This window comes from Oscillospiraceae bacterium NTUH-002-81, from assembly GCA_032620915.1.
GTDB lineage: Bacteria > Bacillota > Clostridia > Lachnospirales > Lachnospiraceae > JAGTTR01.
The window spans coordinates 2923589-2941150 of the sequence record CP136052.1 but is presented as its reverse complement, the minus strand read 5'-3'; the positions used below and the strand labels follow the sequence as shown (position 1 = coordinate 2941150).

The 17562-nt window shown below is 48.9% G+C and carries 19 protein-coding genes and 1 pseudogene; 15 read left to right on the top strand and 5 right to left on the bottom strand.

Annotation, left to right across the window (positions count from 1 at the left end; translation table 11 throughout):
* Window positions 1-4: 4 nt before the first annotated feature.
* Window positions 5-448, bottom strand: a complete 444-nt coding sequence (locus tag RJD28_14500) for a hypothetical protein (protein WNV57435.1) — start codon at window positions 446-448, stop codon at window positions 5-7.
* A gap of 363 nt (window positions 449-811) precedes the next feature.
* Here RJD28_14500 and RJD28_14495 point away from each other — a divergent pair, with 363 nt between their 5' ends.
* The 5 genes from RJD28_14495 to RJD28_14475 all read left to right on the top strand — a co-directional run bounded on the left by RJD28_14495 (window position 812) and on the right by RJD28_14475 (window position 4724).
* The gene (locus RJD28_14495) at window positions 812-1225 is read left to right on the top strand and encodes a cysteine-rich VLP domain-containing protein (protein WNV57434.1); all 414 of its coding nucleotides are present in this window, start codon (window positions 812-814) and stop codon (window positions 1223-1225) included.
* 110 nt (window positions 1226-1335) lie between these two features.
* Window positions 1336-1731, top strand: coding sequence for a replication initiator protein A (locus RJD28_14490; GenBank protein ID WNV57433.1), 396 nt, complete (start codon window positions 1336-1338; stop codon window positions 1729-1731).
* A gap of 183 nt (window positions 1732-1914) precedes the next feature.
* Entirely contained in the window at window positions 1915-2856 is a 942-nt protein-coding gene (gene mobV, locus RJD28_14485; protein ID WNV57432.1) for a MobV family relaxase, read from the top strand.
* Between the two features lie 70 nt (window positions 2857-2926).
* Window positions 2927-3118 (top strand): hypothetical protein, encoded by a 192-nt coding sequence (locus tag RJD28_14480; protein WNV57431.1) that lies wholly within the window; start codon window positions 2927-2929, stop codon window positions 3116-3118.
* Between the two features lie 94 nt (window positions 3119-3212).
* Window positions 3213-4724 carry a recombinase family protein gene (locus tag RJD28_14475; protein WNV57430.1) on the top strand — a complete coding sequence of 504 codons (1512 nt, stop codon included), beginning with the start codon at window positions 3213-3215 and terminating at the stop codon, window positions 4722-4724.
* A 26-nt stretch (window positions 4725-4750) separates the two neighbouring features.
* On the opposite strand, the gene RJD28_14470 is transcribed toward RJD28_14475, so the two are convergent.
* Genes RJD28_14470 through RJD28_14460 form a run of 3 tightly spaced genes read right to left on the bottom strand, consistent with a single transcriptional unit; the run spans window position 4751 to window position 6158 of the window.
* Window positions 4751-5413, bottom strand: a complete 663-nt coding sequence (locus RJD28_14470; GenBank protein ID WNV57429.1) for a hypothetical protein — start codon at window positions 5411-5413, stop codon at window positions 4751-4753.
* Complete coding sequence (locus tag RJD28_14465; GenBank protein WNV59638.1) at window positions 5410-5757, bottom strand: metalloregulator ArsR/SmtB family transcription factor; 348 nt, start codon at window positions 5755-5757, stop codon at window positions 5410-5412. The genes RJD28_14470 and RJD28_14465 overlap by 4 nt, the downstream gene beginning before the upstream one ends.
* Window positions 5706-6158: an Rrf2 family transcriptional regulator gene (locus RJD28_14460; GenBank protein ID WNV57428.1), complete on the bottom strand. Its 453-nt coding sequence runs from the start codon at window positions 6156-6158 to the stop codon at window positions 5706-5708. The genes RJD28_14465 and RJD28_14460 overlap by 52 nt, the downstream gene beginning before the upstream one ends.
* A gap of 127 nt (window positions 6159-6285) precedes the next feature.
* On the opposite strand from RJD28_14460, the gene RJD28_14455 reads away from it, so the two are divergent.
* The 5 genes and pseudogenes from RJD28_14455 (at window position 6286) to RJD28_14435 (ending at window position 10082) form a co-directional block, all read left to right on the top strand.
* Complete coding sequence (locus tag RJD28_14455) at window positions 6286-7116, top strand: NAD-dependent protein deacetylase (GenBank protein WNV57427.1); 831 nt, start codon at window positions 6286-6288, stop codon at window positions 7114-7116.
* A gap of 147 nt (window positions 7117-7263) precedes the next feature.
* A complete protein-coding gene (locus RJD28_14450) occupies window positions 7264-8145 on the top strand; it encodes an NAD-dependent protein deacetylase, SIR2 family (protein ID WNV57426.1) in 882 nt (293 codons plus the stop codon).
* 17 nt (window positions 8146-8162) lie between these two features.
* Window positions 8163-8999 (top strand): NAD-dependent protein deacetylase, SIR2 family, encoded by an 837-nt coding sequence (locus tag RJD28_14445; GenBank protein ID WNV57425.1) that lies wholly within the window; start codon window positions 8163-8165, stop codon window positions 8997-8999.
* Between the two features lie 46 nt (window positions 9000-9045).
* Window positions 9046-9177 (top strand): annotated as a pseudogene (locus RJD28_14440) (radical SAM mobile pair protein A).
* Window positions 9165-10082 (top strand): radical SAM mobile pair protein B, encoded by a 918-nt coding sequence (locus RJD28_14435; GenBank protein WNV57424.1) that lies wholly within the window; start codon window positions 9165-9167, stop codon window positions 10080-10082. Before RJD28_14440 ends, RJD28_14435 begins: the two are co-directional and overlap by 13 nt.
* A gap of 251 nt (window positions 10083-10333) precedes the next feature.
* Here RJD28_14435 and RJD28_14430 read toward each other — a convergent pair whose 3' ends face one another.
* Window positions 10334-11656 carry a putative DNA binding domain-containing protein gene (locus tag RJD28_14430; GenBank protein WNV57423.1) on the bottom strand — a complete coding sequence of 441 codons (1323 nt, stop codon included), beginning with the start codon at window positions 11654-11656 and terminating at the stop codon, window positions 10334-10336.
* A 461-nt stretch (window positions 11657-12117) separates the two neighbouring features.
* Between RJD28_14430 and RJD28_14425 the strand changes: the two genes are divergently transcribed.
* The 5 genes from RJD28_14425 (at window position 12118) to RJD28_14405 (ending at window position 17559) form a co-directional block, all read left to right on the top strand.
* Window positions 12118-12747: a TetR/AcrR family transcriptional regulator gene (locus RJD28_14425; protein ID WNV57422.1), complete on the top strand. Its 630-nt coding sequence runs from the start codon at window positions 12118-12120 to the stop codon at window positions 12745-12747.
* A 19-nt stretch (window positions 12748-12766) separates the two neighbouring features.
* The gene (locus tag RJD28_14420) at window positions 12767-14356 is read left to right on the top strand and encodes a hypothetical protein (GenBank protein WNV57421.1); all 1590 of its coding nucleotides are present in this window, start codon (window positions 12767-12769) and stop codon (window positions 14354-14356) included.
* Between the two features lie 242 nt (window positions 14357-14598).
* Complete coding sequence (locus tag RJD28_14415) at window positions 14599-15444, top strand: 4Fe-4S binding protein (protein WNV57420.1); 846 nt, start codon at window positions 14599-14601, stop codon at window positions 15442-15444.
* Between the two features lie 307 nt (window positions 15445-15751).
* Window positions 15752-16264, top strand: coding sequence for a DUF1003 domain-containing protein (locus RJD28_14410; protein ID WNV57419.1), 513 nt, complete (start codon window positions 15752-15754; stop codon window positions 16262-16264).
* Window positions 16261-17559, top strand: a complete 1299-nt coding sequence (locus RJD28_14405) for a potassium transporter TrkG (GenBank protein ID WNV57418.1) — start codon at window positions 16261-16263, stop codon at window positions 17557-17559. The genes RJD28_14410 and RJD28_14405 overlap by 4 nt, the downstream gene beginning before the upstream one ends.
* Window positions 17560-17562 lie beyond the last annotated feature (3 nt).

Here is a 17562-nt window from a genome sequence, read left to right as displayed (position 1 = left end):
TTCACTAAAAGGGAAAAACCTCAAAAAAATCATTGACTAAATCTTCCTTCTTACTGAAAAACAAAGTTAGGGAACTATCCCACGGCACAATCTCAATAGTAGCTAATGGGTGTTGTATTGAAAGAGGGTTTCTCCAAAAACCTTCATAGCCATCTGCATATGGTTTTGGATATTGCATGACTTCTGCTAAAGTAATGTTCTTATTAAAACCGGAAAGAACGGCCCACACCCATTGCCAATCATCTTCCTCAACAATTCTGCTTAGTTCTTCTCCTGTAATCCAGCAATAATCTTTGCCATCACAAAGTTCTTCAATTTTTTGAGGTACGCAGTCAATATCTGTAATCAGCCAGTTATATTCTGTTTGTTTGTTCCTAATTGCGTCAAAAACCCTTCCCATCTGCGTATACCAACGCTCGCCTTTTTCATTGATTGCTCCGTATATCATACTCCTAACCTCCGCAATTCTTCGTTATTTATCATTCTACCACAATTCCGAGAGCGTGGAAATAGGCTGTTTTCCAGGCTGATTTCCGACCTTATGGATATACGGGACGGGCGGTCTTTTAGGTGTAGACTTAGGGTAGTTCATCGATGAGCCGCACCTTGAAAACCGAATGACCGTCCGAAAAGGAATACCCCGGCAGGGGAAGCACCGCAAGGAGCCAACTTCTGGACACTTTGTCCAGAAGTCACTTCGGGACAACTTGTCCCGAAGCTGTGGGGAGCGTGCCAACGCCGGAACACGCCGCAGGAATGGGGCAGGAAGCCTTTTCGGGGAGAACGGCAAAAGTGAAAAACGGAGGGACGCATGAAAGATAATCCATATAAACGCCTACCACCGTTGGAGCGCAAGCCGGACGGTACCCTCTGCCGCATGACCCCGGCACAGAGGAAGCAGGCAAACGCCCTGATCCGCCGGGAGTGCTGCAACTATGAGGACGGGAACTGTATGCTCCTTGACGATGGGGACACCTGCACCTGCCCGCAGACGGTTTCTTTCTCAGTCTGCTGTAAGTGGTTCCGCTGGGCGGTTTTGCCGCTGGACAGGACGCTGGAAGCAGAGATTTTCCGGGATAAGGAGCTAAAACGCTGTGCGGTCTGCGGCAGAGTGTTCGTCCCCAAGTCCAACCGGGCGAAATACTGTCCCGACTGTGCCGCCAGAGTTCACAGGCGGCAGAAAACAGAAAGTGAACGGAAAAGGAGGTCTTGTGTGGACAGTTAGGGGCTGAAAAGTCCTTGATTTTCAAGGCTTTGCAAGCACAGAACAGGGGCAGGCAATAGAAACTACCGTCTGCCCCCGGAAACAGGCTTCTAACCGTCCACAAACACGATATGACAAACACCATTTATATCCATCAGCCGGAAAAGGCGGTCAGCTTTACCCGGCTTCCTAATTTCCTTTTTGAAGCCCCCACATTCACGCCCTTGTCCAACGAAGCAAAGGTACTGTATGCCTTTGTCCTGCGCCGGACAGACCTGTCCCGGAAAAACGGCTGGGCAGATGAATATGGGCGCATTTACCTCTACTATCCCATCAACGAGGTAGTGGAGCTGCTCCACTGCGGGCGGCAGAAGGCGGTCAATACCCTACGGGAATTGCAGTATGCGGGACTGGTGGAGATCCAGAAGCAGGGCTGTGGAAAACCCAACCGCATTTACCCAAAATCCTACGAAGCGGTTCCAAACACCGACTTCAAGAAATCCGGTTATGGAACGCGGTCGGACTGAAAACCGCACTCCACAAGTACGATAATCAATCCTCTTGAAGTACGAAAACCGGACGGTATATAGAAATACAAAGATAAAAAGATTGATTTATATTCTATCCAGTCCAATCCTATCCGAGCTAATTCCTGTGAGATTTTCCCTGTGGAAAACCCCGGATAGGAAAGGGATTGGGAAAGGAGCAGAATGGCACAACACGCAATTTTGCGATTTGAAAAGCACAAGGGCAATCCGGCAAGACCGCTGGAAGCCCATCACGAACGGCAGAAAGAGCAATATGCCAGCAACCCCGACATTGACACCAGCCGGAGCAAGTACAATTTCCATATCGTCAAGCCGGAGAGCCGCTATTACCATTTCATTCAGAGCCGCATTGAACAAGCCGGATGCCGCACCCGCAAGGATAGCACACGCTTTGTCGATACGCTGATAACCGCCAGCCCGGAGTTTTTCAAGAAAAAATCCCCAAAGGAGATACAGGCGTTTTTCCAGAGGGCGGCTGATTTCTTAATCGGGCGGGTAGGGAAAGAAAATATCGTGTCGGCGGTGGTACACATGGACGAGAAAACGCCCCACCTGCATTTGGTCTTTGTCCCGCTGACAGAGGACAACCGCCTGTGTGCAAAGGAGATTATTGGGAACAGAGCCAGCCTCACAAAATGGCAGGACGATTTTCACGCCTACATGGTGGAGAAATATCCCGACTTGGAGCGTGGGGAAAGTGCCAGCAAGACAGGCAGGAAGCATATCCCCACCCGTTTGTTCAAGCAGGCGGTCAATCTCTCCAAACAGGCAAGAGCCATTGAAGCCACGCTGGACGGTATTACCCCGTTCAACGCCGGAAAGAAGAAAGAGGAAGCCCTCTCCCTGCTGAAAAAGTGGTTTCCGCAGATGGAGAATTTCTCCGGTCAGCTCAAAAAATACAAGGTCACAATAAACGACCTTTTAGCAGAAAATGAACAGTTGGAAGCCAGAGCAAAAGCCAGTGAAAAAGGCAAGATGAAAGATACGATGGAACGGGCAAAGCTGGAAAGCGAGCTGAAAGACATTCAGCGGCTGGTAGACCGTATCCCGCCGGAGGTGCTGGCAGAACTGAAACGGCAGCAGCAGCACACAAAGGAGAGGTGATTGATGACAGAAAACATTTCACGCCGCAGCATGGCGGCACTGCACTTTGAAAATTAAATACGGAGGTACTATGGAGCATATCAGATACAAGAAAGAAACCGAAGTCGTGACTTTTCAAGGAAAGGAAATCACGCTGGAAAATCTCTCCCCGGTGTTCACGCCGGAGCAGGAAGCGGCAAAACGCCGGGAGCTGGAACAGCAGCTTTATGAGGTATTCCGCAAGTATGCCGACAAACGGCAGAGTGAGGAAGCCGGGGCATAAGGTTTTCCGAAGCCATCATTGATTTGCGGGGCTGCTGGCGGTATAATAAAGGTGTCAGCAGCTCCGTTTCTTTTTTAAGAAAAGGAGCGACAATATGAACAATCGAATAGACGCAATCTATGCAAGACAATCGGTAGACAAAAAGGACAGCATTTCCATTGAAAGCCAGATTGAGTTTTGCAAATACGAATTGAAAGGCGGGAACTGCAAAGAGTACAAGGACAAAGGGTATTCCGGGAAAAATACGGAGCGTCCACAATTCCAACAGCTTATGCGGGATATTGAAAGCGGCCTTGTGCGGAAAGTGGTGGTTTACAAGCTCGACCGCATCAGCCGTTCCATTCTCGACTTTGCGAAGATGATGGACTTCTTCCAAAAGTACGAAGTGGAGTTTGTGTCCTCTACGGAGAAGTTTGACACCTCCACCCCGATGGGGCGGGCTATGCTGAATATCTGTATCGTGTTCGCCCAGCTTGAACGGGAAACGATACAGAAGCGGGTGACGGACGCTTACTACTCCCGCAGTCAGCGGGGCTTCAAGATGGGCGGGAAAGCCCCTTACGGCTTCCATACAGAGCCGATTAAGATGGACGGTATCAACACAAAGAAGCTGGTGGTAAACCCGGACGAAGCAGCAAATATCCGGCTGATGTTTGAGATGTATGCCCAGCCCACAACCTCCTACGGGGACATTACCCGGTACTTTGCGGAACAGGGGATTTTGTTCCATGGCAAAGAGCTGATACGCCCCACGCTGGCGCAGATGTTACGCAATCCTGTCTATGTGCAGGCAGACCTTGATGTGTACGAATTTTTCAAAAGTCAAGGGACGGTCATTGTCAATGACGCTGCCGATTTTACTGGCATGAACAGCTGCTATCTGTATCAAGGGCGGGATGTGAAGCCCAGCAAGAAGAACGACTTGAAAGGCCAAATGCTGGTACTGGCTCCCCATGAGGGCATTGTCCCCTCCGACATCTGGCTGACCTGTCGTAAGAAGCTGATGAACAACATGAAAATCCAGTCTGCCCGGAAAGCCACCCACACATGGCTGGCGGGAAAAATCAAGTGCGGGAACTGCGGGTATGCCCTTATGAGCATTAACAATCCTGTGAGGAAGCAATATCTCCGCTGCACAAAACGGCTGGACAATAAAAGCTGTGCCGGGTGCGGGAAAATCATCACTTCGGAACTGGAAACGGTTGTTTATCAGCAGATGGTAAAGAAACTGGCAAGCTACAAGACGCTGACAGGCAGAAAGAAAGCGGCAAAGGCAAACCCTAAAATTGCCGCCCTGCAAGTGGAGCTTGCCCATGTGGACGGCGAGATTGAAAAGCTGGTGGACAGTCTGACGGGCGCAAACAATGTGCTGCTCTCCTATGTGAATGTGAAGATAGCGGAACTGGACGGACGCAAGCAGGAACTTCTGGCGAGGATAGCGGAACTGACGGTGGAAGCCATTAGCCCGGAACAAGTCAGTCAGATTTCCGGCTACCTCGACACTTGGGAGAATGTATCCTTTGACGACAAGCGGCGGGTGGTGGATTTAATGATTACCACCATAGCCGCTACAAGCGACAGCTTGAACATCACATGGAAAATCTGACGGGCGGAACCCCTCCCGTCAGATACCTACTCTGTGTAGTCCCTTGTAAACTGTACTTTCATGTTGCTCAAATAAATCAAAATTTCCAGCACCTTCAATTTCAAGAGGGAAATTCGAACGGACGCAGGAGCAGAAAAGAGTGGAGCAAAAATATGCTCTAAATCGGAACAGGTCGGGATTGCGGATGGCTTTCCAGAGCAAAATCGATCCCGTAACTGGTCTGCCTCCACACCGGCATTCTTTAAAACTTCCGGGTAAATGGAAGAGAGCTGTGTCAGATCCACAGAAATGGAAATTCCCTCTGAATATCCTAGGGGAAACATCATGGCGGAATCCGCGCAGCAGGCTATACTGTGTGCAGTCACATCACCTGTACCTAAATAGACGGCAGTACCGCTTTGCATATTCCAACCCACGCGGCCACTGCGACAATAGTAAATTTCTAAAACAGAATCCGAAGCATCATGCCGAAACTTGACCTCTGAAGCAAGAAAAACATTGAAGGATACCTCTATTCCAGGAAAAGCTTCATATGCCTCCATGCACCCTTTTCCAGCGGTAACCGCTCGAAACTGTTCTCCAAAGAGTGTGCTACCCGTTCCACCAGCCCGGCAATGCTTCAAGGCGAGGGTGCCGTTTGGAATCTTTTGAAGTTTTTGAGCGATAACTTTGGATTCTTCTTTTTTCATGGCGTTCCTTTTTGTTTTTCTACTTGCGACGGACAGGCGATTTTTACAAGCGACTCAATCATGTGATGAAAATTTCGGGCCTGCTCGGTATCAGCCGCTTTATAATAGACCTCTTTTCCGTCCCGGCGGCTAACGATCAGACCTGCTGATTTCAACTGCTTGAGATGGTGAGAAACTGCAGGACCGCTCATATCTACCATGGCTGAAAGATTGATAACACATTCCTCACAGTGGCAAAGCAACCCCAAAATGCGAATACGGCTGCCATCCCCCAGCTGCTTGAAAATATCAGCTACGGTTTGAAAGAACGCTGCAAGAGCATCCCTTCTAATTTCTTGTGATATTGTTCCAGCACATCTTTCAGCGTGATTTCTTGCATTCTTTGTTCCGCTGTTTTTTGAATGTCCAAGTAAAAATCCCGCAGCACCAGTTGGATATTTACACCCACGCCACAGGCAGGATTGGTGTGGATGTCCTGATGGAGCAGGGGCTTGTTGCCCTCTACTGCCCGATAGGCATCCAGCAGAGTGATTTTCTCCGGCTCACGAGCCAGAGCAGGTCGGGGATGTCCCTTCACGCTGACCAGCAGTCCTCCCTTCCGCAGGGCGGACATGAGCTGGCGTACATAGGCAGGATTCGTCTGAATGCTCTCTGCCAGCTTGTTACTGGTCAGGTCGCAGTCTGGGTACAGAGCGATAAAAGCCAGAATATGAACAGCATCGCTAAGGCGGGTAGAATATTTCATGGCCTGATCTCCTTTTTTGTTTTGATGTTATTTTTATTATAACAACATATTGACAGTGACGCAAGAGGATGCTAAAATGTTTTGAAGTAAAAATAAAAATAACACCCAATCAAAAGGAATGGTGAAAATGAACTTCTATGATGATTTGGTCATGCAGACCCAGATGAATTATTCCAGGCACTATCCTATCTATGCTTCCGGCAGTACGCCTTATCAGCTAACTGACAAAAAGCCGCTGCCGTATAGCGAACAGATCCATTGTTTGGTACAGGAGGTAAAGGAAGCTGACTGTGTGGTAGTGGGCGGGGCCTCCGGCCTGTCCGCTGCCGGTGGCGGAGATTTCTACTACGAGGACAACGACTCCTACCGCAAATATTTCCGCCCTTTTGCCGAGAAGTACCACTTCAAAGGTGCTTTTGCAGGGATGATGCACCCCTGGAAGACAAGGGAAGAGTATTGGGGGTATCTTGCAACCTTCCTTCACACCACCCAGACCGCACCTGTGCGTCATTCCTATTTGGATTTAGACGCTTTGCTGAAAGGCAAGGACTTCTTCATCCTCACCACGAACCAGGATACCCAGTTTGTCAAACTCTACCCGGAGGAGAAGGTGGCAGAGATCCAGGGGGATCACCGTTTCTTCCAGTGTGCCGCCTGTTGTACCGATGACACTTGGGATGCTGTAAAGCCGGTGGCTGATATGGTAGCCGCTATGGGGGATGGCACGAAGATTCCTACGGATCTCATTCCCCGGTGCCCTCACTGCGGCGGTGAGGCATTCCCCTGGGTGCGAGGATATGGGAATTTCCTGCAAGGAAAGAAATATGAAGAACAGTACGAAAAAAATTTCTCGCTACGTACTGGAACACAAAGACAGCAAAATTCTGTTCCTGGAGTTGGGCGTTGGCCGAATGACTCCCATGTTTATCCAAGAACCTTTCTGGAACCTGACCCTTAGCTTTCCCCATGCTCGATATATTGCTATCAACAACAAGTATGACTTCCTGCCCAAGCAGTTGGAGGACAAGGGCATGACCATTGTGGCCGACATTGCTCAAGTGCTACGGGATGCACGGGATACCATGGACAGCGGAGATAACAATCAATGAGGGTTGGAAACCAAGCGGTGCTTCAGGAACTTGCCGAGCGTATTGATCAAGCAGATGCTGTTGTGATCGGAGGCGGCTCCGGCCTGTCAAGCGCGGCTGGATACGACCACTACCATTGGTCCCCGGCACTTTCGGAGGCATTGGCTCCCTTTCGCAAACAGTATGGCTTTACCTCTCCGCTGGCTGGATTCTACCATTGCTTTTCCAGCTATGGAGAGCAGTGGGGATATTACAGTCAATATATCCGCTTCCTGTGGGAAGCCCCTACTGGGCAGCCCTATCTGGACCTGCAAGCGCTTATTGCGGACAAACCTGCTTTTGTTCTGACCACCAATGTGGATCAGCAGTTTTTTCGGGTATTTCCCCAGAAACAAATTTGCGCCTTTCAGGGAGACTTTAGTTACTGCCAATGCAGTCAGCCCTGCCGGGATGATATTTGGGAAAACCGAGAGCTGGTGAAGGAGCTGACTGGTTGCTTGGCAGGTGTTCGCCTGCCGGAGGAGGCTGTTCCTCGTTGCCCGGATTGCGGGCGGGTGCTGGTGCCCTGGGTACGAGATGATACCTTTCTGGAGGGAACCTTCTGGCAGGATAGTCTGCACCGCTACCATGCTTTCCTCCGGCGCTGGCTGCTAGAGCAGACGGGAAAGAATATTCTGCTGTTGGAACTTGGTGTGGGTGAGATGACACCTAGTATCATCAAACTACCCTTCTGGGAACTTACTGCCAAAAACGAAAACGTCTTTTATGCATGTCTTAATCAAGAGGCAGCTCATAGGCCAGAGCATCTGAGGGGACGCAGCCTGTATCTGCAAGGAGATTTGTCGGAAACTCTAGCCGTCCTCCGGCAGGAGCGATCCATCGCAGCAACCATAAAATAGAAAAGGAGCGAACGAATATGATTGATTGGAACCCTATTGCGGAAAAATTCAGAGAAGCGGACGCTATCCTGATCGGGGCCAGTAACGGCCTGTCCATCACCGAAGGACTGCATTTGTTTGCGGACAATGCGGCCTTTGAAAGACTGTTTGGGGATTTTAAACGGAAGTACGGCCTTGGGTGCATTTTGCAGGGCATGATGGCCGGATGGCCCAGCGAGGAGGAAAAATGGGCCTTCTGGGCCCGGCTCGTCCATCATTACTGTGGGCAGTACCAGCCTACGCCGGTGATGAACGATTTGAAGGCCATTGTGGGAGAGAAAGATTACTTTGTCGTCACGTCAAACGGAGAAGGTCACTTTGAACTGTGTGGCTTCGATCCGACGAAAATCTATGAGATCGAGGGCAACTGGTTTACGATGCAGTGTGCCCGCCCCTGCCACGACACCCTCTATTCAAGTTTAGAGGTGGCCGAAAAATTATCGGCTGCTGAACAGGGCGCCCATGTGCCCACAGAGTTGGTGCCGCGTTGTCCCAAGTGCGGAGGTCCCATGGACATCCACATGGGCGCGGGACAGAGAATGATTCCGGATACCTCTGCCCAGGCACGGTTCCAAAACTTTCTGAAAACCTACCACGGAAAGAAACTGGTGGTTCTGGAGCTGGGCATTGGCTGGCGCAATCAGCTGATCAAGGCTCCGATGATGCGCCTGGTGGCCGGTGAGCCAAACGCCACTTATGTGACCATCAATCTGGGGGAGATCTACATTGCGGACAATATCAAAGAGAAGTCCTTCGGACTGGACGGGCGGCTGGATGAGCTGCTGCCTGCGCTCCGGGAGGCGTGCGGGGCATGAGGTTTGTGGGGACCATAATCATCTATGCCTATTTGCAGGCGGTGGGAGTTATGCGCTTGGCATCCCTGTATTTATGAAGGAAGATCTGCTTCCTATCATGGGAGAGGCACAGATGGTACAAGAATTTCCCCCGGTTTTTTACTGGGTATTGGAGGAACAGAAGACATGGCGGAAGTAAAAGAGAGCAGCATTCTGATTCAAGATGTAGAAACCAAAAATATTATGACAAAATCCGCCCTGCCGGTGGGAGGCTATTCCGTCAATCCTTATGTGGGCTGTACCCATGGCTGCAAATACTGCTACGCCTCGTTTATGAAGCGATTTACCGGGCACACCGAACCGTGGGGGACATTCCTGGATGTGAAACATTGGCCGGCAATCAAAAATCCGCAAAAATACAAAGGGCAGCGCGTAGTCATCGGTTCAGTGACCGATGGCTATCTGCCCCAGGAGGCTCAGTTTCAGAACACCCGTAAGCTTCTTGAACAGCTCCGGGGCAGTGAGGCAGAAATTCTCATCTGTACCAAGTCAGACTTGGTAATCCGTGACATTGACCTTCTGAAAAAATTGGGAAAGGTCACGGTCTCCTGGTCGATCAATACATTGGACGAAGGCTTTAAAAATGATATGGACGATGCCGTCAGCATCAAGCGACGGCTGGATGCCATGAAGCAGATCTATGATGCGGGCATTCGCACCGTCTGCTTTATTGCCCCTGTCTTTCCGGGCATCACGGATTTTGAGGCTATCTTCCATCAGGTCAGAAATCAATGCGACCTGATATGGTTGGAAAATCTAAATCTGCGAGGCGGATTCAAAAAAGACATCATGGACTATATTCGTAAAAAATATCCTGACTTGGTTCCGCTGTACGACGCTATCTACAACAAGGGAGACAGAAGCTACTTTCGTGGTTTGGAGGATCAAGCGGAACGGCTGGCGAAAGAAAACAACTGTCCCTTCGTGGACAACGAGCTGCCCTACGGCCGGGCAGAGCCTGGGCACCCGGTCATTGTGGATTACTTTTACCATGAGGAAGTGCGTGGCTCGGAAAACAGCGGGCGACGCAACCCCCAAAAATAATTTGTAAAATAAATGGCTTCGCCGCCCTTGACATTCCCCCTTGCCGGCGTTATGTTGTTGTTAAGGCGACAGCCGGTTTCGCCGTCTGCCGCCTCATATTAAAATTGCTCTTGTTTTATAGCTGTCTGGACTTTACACAAAATGTAGGAGAGACCAGAGTCCTGTGCACAGCACAGAATTCAGACCTTTTGTTTTTTGACTAAACTTATGAAGCTGATTTCATTGCCGGGGTATTCCTTTGTGCAATGATTTTATTTGGCAACATAGGTGCTCAACTTGCCGCTTCCTTTTTGCTCAAGTTTGCCATCTTCGCAAAGTTCTTTAAGCAACCGGAAAGCCTTTGTTGTTCCTGCGCTAATCAAATCCTCGACTTCTTTTCTTGTAACACTGCCGTTTCCCCGTGCATATTGAAGAATGAGTGACTTCTGTTCATTTAGTGATACATCTTTGTCCGCTTTATCAGATACCCGGACATCCATTTCCGGCTGCTCATTCCTATTGGGAAGTGTTACGCGGAAAACACCTTTTGCCGTTTCAAACTCTGGTTGGGATGGGCAAGTCTTATATGCACGTTCAATTTTTCCAATTCCTGTGCCATAACTTTCAATCAATCTCATTCGGTAGAAAACAGCCGCAAGGTTCGGATTTCTCGATTGTGAAACACCTAAGAAAATGGATTCCAGTTCCAGACCGGATACAAGACCTCCAAGAGAGACAAATTCGATTCTATCCTCATAGACATTGATCAGATTGCTTCCGCTGAAGGAGTAATCACGGTGAACCATGCTGTTCAATAAAGATTCTCTGATTGCATCCTCTGGATAATCTCTTCTGTCGGTTCGATCCAGACCGGTAAAGGTGGCTTTTGTTTTATTGACCAAATCTATAAATTGATAGACATCTTCAAGTTGCTTCAAAATGGAGCCCTTAAATTCCTTTCTGTCACGGAATAGCTCCTTATCCTTCCCTTGAAATAGCGCGACTTTTGTTGTGGTTTCGCACTGGTCTGATAGCAGCAATGCAAGATTCGTATACAAACCATCCTCACCAATCAGTTTGAGTGTCCGCATTTGGGATGCTCCGATTTCGATGGATCTTCTCTGTATCTCGGTTTGGAGGGTGTGAAAAGTCAGTTCTTGATTCATACTTCTACACTGTTCAAAGGATCTGCCGCTGTTTTGAAGAATCATCTCTCGAATGCCTTCTTCGGTCATTGGCTGTGTAGAGCTTCCTTTTCTTACATAAACGCCACTCGGCTTTAACCCTTTTTCACGTAGATAGTACGGCCGATTTGTTCCGGTTGTTACATCAATTTCGATGACTGTTTTTTCTTCTAATTCAATCGTAGTGACACTGACAAACGGCATGATGTCCGGTGCCAGGGAGTCCTTTAAAGAATTCACGATTTGAAGCATCACACCATCTGGATCAGAAACACCCAGAACCACTCCATCTTTACGGATACCGACATAAACGGTACCGCCATCTGCATTTGCAAATCCCATCACCTCTTTGCGGATGTCAGGGACGTATTCTTGTTTGAATTCGATATTTTGGTTGTCGAATGTTAGCATCAGCTACGCTTCCTTTCTTGTTCTTTCTTTCTTATTATACGAGAGAAAGAAAGAAAGGCCAAGAGGTGTTGAAACAAGTATTTTGTCGATCTGCAAGCATTACATGGCCACCAGGGCGGCTTCCTTGAGGGAACAACGCCAGTATATGAATCGTATATGCGCTTGAAGAAAAACATCTCAAGAAAATCAAAGCGATTGGAATGTGCACAGAAATTAGATATATGCAGATAGATGTAAGGAGGGGCACCTGAATAAGCTGATCGGCTGTTGCGGACTGGATTGCGAAAAGTGTGATGCCAGAATCGCAACGATTACAAACGACAACGCCCTGCGCGAGAAAACCGCTGCCCATTTTTCAGCTCTTTAACAAAGGGTATATTTTTTTCATTAGTTCTTGATAAGTAACCATTCGGTAACTATAATAGAGTTACCGAATGGTTACTTTGAAGAAGGAGATAGTTATGGCAGAGGGTACAAAGGAACGGATTTTGAGAATCGCGCTGGAACTGTTTGCGCAGAACGGCTATCTGGGGACATCTATGAATGATATTGCAGGGCAGTTGGGATTTACGAAAGCCGCCTTATATAAGCACTATGCCGGCAAACAGGAAATCTTAGATAAGATCGTGGAGCGGATGAACAAGATGGACTATGAGCGCGCTGAGGCGTATGAAATGCCGGAAATGGAACCGGACGGCTTTGCGGAAGCATATCTGCATACGCCAATTCAAAAAATTCGCACATACAGCCTTGCCCAGTTTGACCATTGGACAAAGGAATCGTTTTCTTCTAATTTCCGTAAAATGCTGACGCTGGAGCAGTATCGTGATCCCAAGCTTGCACAGCTCCATCACGATTATCTGGCGGGCGGCCCTTTGGAGTACATGGCGGCCATCTTCCGCAAGCTGGCAGATTCTGATGAGGACGCTATGCAGTTGGCGCTGGAGTTCTATGGGCCGATGTATCTTTTATACAGTGTCTATGACGGTGCAGAGGAAAAAGAATCGTTTTCTTCTTTGCTGGCGACACATATTGATCACTTTATTGCCAAGGTTGAGGCTGGTTACAGAAAGAAGGAAAGAACAACATGAAAGATGGAGAAGAAAAGTTATGTCAGAAGAGAATATTATCATTCGCCCGGAAACAAAAGACGATTACAAAGTTGTTGAAAACCTGACCCGCGAGTCATTCTGGAATGTTTACCGGCCCGGCTGCATGGAGCACTATGTGCTGCACTGTTATCGGGATGACCCGGCATTTGTGCCGGAGCTGGATTTTGTGATGGAGCTGAACGGTGAGCTGATCGGGCAGGTCATCTATGTGCGGTCGGAGATCGACTGTGATGATGGACGAAAGGTGCCAATCATGACCTATCCGGTTGCGTTCTCGGGTATCTGTGACACGAATTATGAGAGCTTCTTCTCTTCGGACGATGCGGCCGCCCAGGTGGAGTACAATACCGGCGACCAGAAGCTGTACCTCGTGGCGCGGCGGTATACCGTCACGGTGCGGACGCAGGGCGGCGGCACGGCGACCGCTACATCCGCAGATGCGGGGGCAGGAAGCGAAATTGTCCTGACCGCCATGCCTGATACGGGGTATCACTTCGAGAACCTGACAGCGGATCAGCCAGGCGTCCAATTTGTCCGCGACGAGACTGCAAACGGCAGATTCACGTTTACCATGCCCGCAGCTGATGTGACCATCCTGGCAGTCTTTTCCACCCACGACTTCACGGCGGAAAACGCGGAGGAGATGTATCTGAAGTCTGCGGCAACCTGTACCGAAAAGGCGGTCTATTACAAGTCCTGTACCGTCTGCGGCGTGAGTTCCGAGGGCACAGCAGATGCGGCGACCTTTGTATCCGGTGACCTGTTAGACCACGACTGGAGCGAACCGGACTATACGTGGACGGTGGTTCCGGACGGTTATATGTGCGCAGCATACAGCAAGTGCAAGAACTGCAACACAGACGTCAGCGATGTTGCATCTGTGACCTATGCCGTGACAACGGAGCCGACCTGCCTGCAGGAGGGCACCGGTACGTATACCGCAACGTTCTCCACTGCCTTTGGTTTCCCCATGCAGACCAAAGACGTTACCCTTCCCGCCACCGGCCATGACTGGGGGAAAACGGAATACACATGGACGTCAACCAAAGATGGCTACAGCTGCACTGCGAAGCGCGTCTGCAAGAAGGACGACACGCACGTGGAGACCGAGACCGTCACGGCATCCTGTTCTGTCGTCACTGAACCGACCTGCCTTACGACCGGCCTTGGTAAATATCAGGCTTCCTTTGAAGCGGACTGGGCAGAAGATGTATATAAAGACGTGTCACTCGCTGCGCTCGGGCACATGTATGGCGATTGGGTCTCTAACGGTGACGGTACCCATACCCGCGTCTGCAAGCGCGATGCGAGCCACACCGAGACCGGGGATTGCACAGGCGGCACGGCGACTTGCACGGCGAAGGCCATCTGCGAGGTATGCAAGGCGGAGTATGGTGAAAAGAACCCAGACAACGAAGGCCACACCATTGAAGTTACCTTTGTGGGGGACACCAGTACTCCCGAAACAGGCGACAGCAGTCAGAGGCTGCTTTGGATTACGCTGCTGCTTGCTTCCGGCTTCGGGGTAACCGGCATTGTCCTGCATGGCAAAAGACAGAAAGGAAAAAATAAAGAGAATATCAGATAGATAATGAAATATCCGGTGCAGTGTGCGCGTCATGCCCATACTGCACCGGAATTTTTTGCATGAAAATTGCCAGTCCTGATGGGATTGACGGTATAAAAGAGCATAGAATTTTACAATAATTTTGCAATATGCAGATTGTGTCTTTTATAATGCCCATTTATATTTTATGATGTATATACCTGAGGAGGCATTTATGAGTAAAGATAAAAGCATTCAGAACAAAACCGAGGAGACCGAAGATAATGATGAGAAAGAATAGTATGCTTCGCAAATATATGTTGTCAATTCTGTTATTTTTGTTATTTGAGACAGTAGCGATTACTCTGTGGCTTGTTAAGGATAACCTGTTTTATCTGTTGAATTTCAGCTACATCGGAGGCTGCATTGCTTTGGGAACAGCACTTTTTACTGCGGGGAAAAGTTATGCCCGACATTTTGTGCAGCTGGCGGTGGGAAGTTATATGCTGTTATATCTGGGGATAATCTCCTGTGAAAATATGCAGATCGAAGGCTTCTGGTACTATCTGTTTTTGGGAGCTTTTGAGGCGGCAACCATCCATTATGCAGTAGCGAAGATATTTGGCCCGTTGCTTTTCGGGCGCGGCTGGTGCGGCTATGCCTGTTGGACAGCTATGGTGCTGGACTTTCTGCCTTACAGGCAGCCGCAGAAACCGCGAGTGAAAAAGCTGGGGATGCTGCGGTATGTGATGTTTGCGTTATCTCTGGCATTGGTTTCCGGGCTGTTTTTGCTGAGGGTCGCAAATCTGGAGGAGATCATGTTCCGGATGTTCCTTGTGGGGAACGCACTTTACTATATCACGGGCATTGCGCTGGCCTTTGTGTTCAGGGATAACCGTGCGTTCTGCAAATATCTGTGTCCTGTTACGGTATTTCTCAAGCCCATGAGCTATTTTTCACTTCTGCGTGTCCACTGCGATGAGAGCAAATGTGTCCACTGCGGGAAATGCCTGCAGGTTTGCCCCATGAATGTTGAGGTCAGTAAAGAGTCCCGCAGACGAAAGAACGGAACGGAGTGTATCCTCTGCTATGAATGCACAAAGGCCTGCCCCACGAAAGCACTGCGTTAGGATAAAATGATGGATAATAGCCGGTTGCCATATAAATCTTTAAAACGCATGACAAAATGGAATACAAAGATATAGCTTGTCAGATGATGGTGTGATATACTTTAGAGAATCCATAAATCTGAACTATATTGTCAAAATTGTGCAGGAAATCCTGAAAGAGGATGGGCAGAAAAAAGAAGGTATGTCTATGAAAAGAAAAATCATCATTGCGGCGCTGGCCATCGCTGCCATTTTTGCTGCAGTTGCGGTTGTCTCTGTTTTGGCACAGATACCGGTATTGATATGATAAAACCAAGGAGATATGATCATGAAAGAAAACAGAAAACTGCTAAAAGAGGTACTTAAGGATATCCGTCACGATATGACTGACGAGGAGGTACTGAACCTGCTGGCAGACAGTAAGATTTCAGTCAGTCCGGAGAGCGGAAAAGAAAAGTATACGCTTGGACAGCGTGCGGCGGATGCTATTGCGAAATTTGCCGGGAGCTGGGCGTTTATATTCTCGTTTACCGGCGGCCTGGTGTTGTGGATGATGATAAATACGGTGTTGGCAGCGCGGGCGTTTGATCCGTATCCTTTCATTCTGCTGAATCTGGTGCTGTCCTGTATCGCGGCAATCCAGGCACCGCTGATCATGATGAGCCAGAACCGTCAGGAGGAAAAGGACCGCCGCAGGGCTGAAAACGACTACAAAGTTAATCTGAAGACAGAGATCATGATTGAGGATCTGCACGATAAGGTGAACGCGATTCTTGCAAAGCAGTCGGCACTGGAAAAGCGATTACAGGTAGACCATAATGTAAAAGAGGAAAGAAAATGAAAAAAATATTTCATGCACAATCACCGGCACGGGTAATTGCAATAGGCTTTGTTGCCGTCATTTTTGTTGGATCTTTACTCCTGCTTCTTCCATGCAGTGTGCGGGAAGGAGTTAAGCTAAAGTATATCGATTCCCTCTATACTTCTACCAGCGCAGTTTGTGTAACAGGGCTGATCGCCGTAGATGCCGGTGACACCTTTACACCGCTAGGTCAGTTTTTTCTTGCTTTGCTGATACAAGTCGGAGGACTTGGGGTTACATCCATCAGCGCTGGAATCATTCTGGCTATGGGTAAAAAGCTAAACCTAAAAAGTCGAAATCTGATTCGGGAGGCCTCAAATTTGAATTCCAACAGCGGAGCGGTGCGGTTTGTCAGAAGTGTGCTGTTTACCACGCTGGTTTTTGAACTGGTAGGGGTGTTGCTGAGTTTTCTTGTTTTTGTACAGGATTATCCGCCCTTAAAGGCACTCTGGATCAGCGTGTTTCATTCCGTGGCAGCATTTAACAACTCAGGCTTTGACATATTGGGAAATTTCCAAAACCTGATTCCGTACCGAAACAATGTGATGCTGAATCTTGTTACCTGTGGGTTAATCTTTTTTGGAGGAATCGGCTTTCTTGTGATTCGGGAAATATGGCAGTATAAGCTGAAATGGAAGAAATACTCCATGCACACGAAAGTTGTGCTTTCAGTCAGCGGCGCGTTGATCGTCTTGGGTACGCTGCTGCTCAAATTGACGGAAAATGTGACCTGGCTCGGTGCTCTGTTTCACAGTATTTCAGCCAGAACAGCAGGTTTTTCAACCTATCCGCTGAGATCGTTTTCGCCTGCAGGCCTTCTGGTATTGACGGGATTGATGTTTATTGGTGCTTCTCCCGGCTCTACCGGGGGCGGAATTAAAACGAGTACCTTTTTCGTTTTGCTGCAGGGTGTTAAAGCAGCGGCAACCAACACATCCGAAAAAGCTTTCCATCATGCGATCCCGAAGGATGCTTTCCGGAAAGCATCTGTCGTAACCTTGTTGGCTGCAGCTGTCGTATCCGCAGGTACCTGGCTGATGGTGATTCTGGAGCCGGAGGTTTCGCTGATGGATGCGCTTTTTGAAGTTACGAGTGCTTTTGGAACAGTTGGTCTTTCGACTGGTATCACAACCGATCTGGGGATCGGGGCAAAGCTGCTGTCTATTCTTATCATGTATATAGGAAGGCTGGGACCTCTGACGGTGGCCTCACTCTGGTATTTTGGCAGAGGCGAACGCATCAGCTATCCGGCTGGGAATATTTCAATTGGATAATGG

Coding starts and splice junctions, on each gene's coding strand:
- RJD28_14500 (WNV57435.1), bottom strand. CDS start 448: ATGATATACGGAGCAATCAATGAAAAAGGCGAGCGTTGGTATACGCAG.
- RJD28_14495 (WNV57434.1), top strand. CDS start 812: ATGAAAGATAATCCATATAAACGCCTACCACCGTTGGAGCGCAAGCCG.
- RJD28_14490 (WNV57433.1), top strand. CDS start 1,336: ATGACAAACACCATTTATATCCATCAGCCGGAAAAGGCGGTCAGCTTT.
- mobV (WNV57432.1), top strand. CDS start 1,915: ATGGCACAACACGCAATTTTGCGATTTGAAAAGCACAAGGGCAATCCG.
- RJD28_14480 (WNV57431.1), top strand. CDS start 2,927: ATGGAGCATATCAGATACAAGAAAGAAACCGAAGTCGTGACTTTTCAA.
- RJD28_14475 (WNV57430.1), top strand. CDS start 3,213: ATGAACAATCGAATAGACGCAATCTATGCAAGACAATCGGTAGACAAA.
- RJD28_14470 (WNV57429.1), bottom strand. CDS start 5,413: ATGAAAAAAGAAGAATCCAAAGTTATCGCTCAAAAACTTCAAAAGATT.
- RJD28_14460 (WNV57428.1), bottom strand. CDS start 6,158: ATGAAATATTCTACCCGCCTTAGCGATGCTGTTCATATTCTGGCTTTT.
- RJD28_14455 (WNV57427.1), top strand. CDS start 6,286: ATGAACTTCTATGATGATTTGGTCATGCAGACCCAGATGAATTATTCC.
- RJD28_14450 (WNV57426.1), top strand. CDS start 7,264: ATGAGGGTTGGAAACCAAGCGGTGCTTCAGGAACTTGCCGAGCGTATT.
- RJD28_14445 (WNV57425.1), top strand. CDS start 8,163: ATGATTGATTGGAACCCTATTGCGGAAAAATTCAGAGAAGCGGACGCT.
- RJD28_14435 (WNV57424.1), top strand. CDS start 9,165: ATGGCGGAAGTAAAAGAGAGCAGCATTCTGATTCAAGATGTAGAAACC.
- RJD28_14430 (WNV57423.1), bottom strand. CDS start 11,656: ATGCTAACATTCGACAACCAAAATATCGAATTCAAACAAGAATACGTC.
- RJD28_14425 (WNV57422.1), top strand. CDS start 12,118: ATGGCAGAGGGTACAAAGGAACGGATTTTGAGAATCGCGCTGGAACTG.
- RJD28_14420 (WNV57421.1), top strand. CDS start 12,767: ATGTCAGAAGAGAATATTATCATTCGCCCGGAAACAAAAGACGATTAC.
- RJD28_14415 (WNV57420.1), top strand. CDS start 14,599: ATGATGAGAAAGAATAGTATGCTTCGCAAATATATGTTGTCAATTCTG.
- RJD28_14410 (WNV57419.1), top strand. CDS start 15,752: ATGAAAGAAAACAGAAAACTGCTAAAAGAGGTACTTAAGGATATCCGT.
- RJD28_14405 (WNV57418.1), top strand. CDS start 16,261: ATGAAAAAAATATTTCATGCACAATCACCGGCACGGGTAATTGCAATA.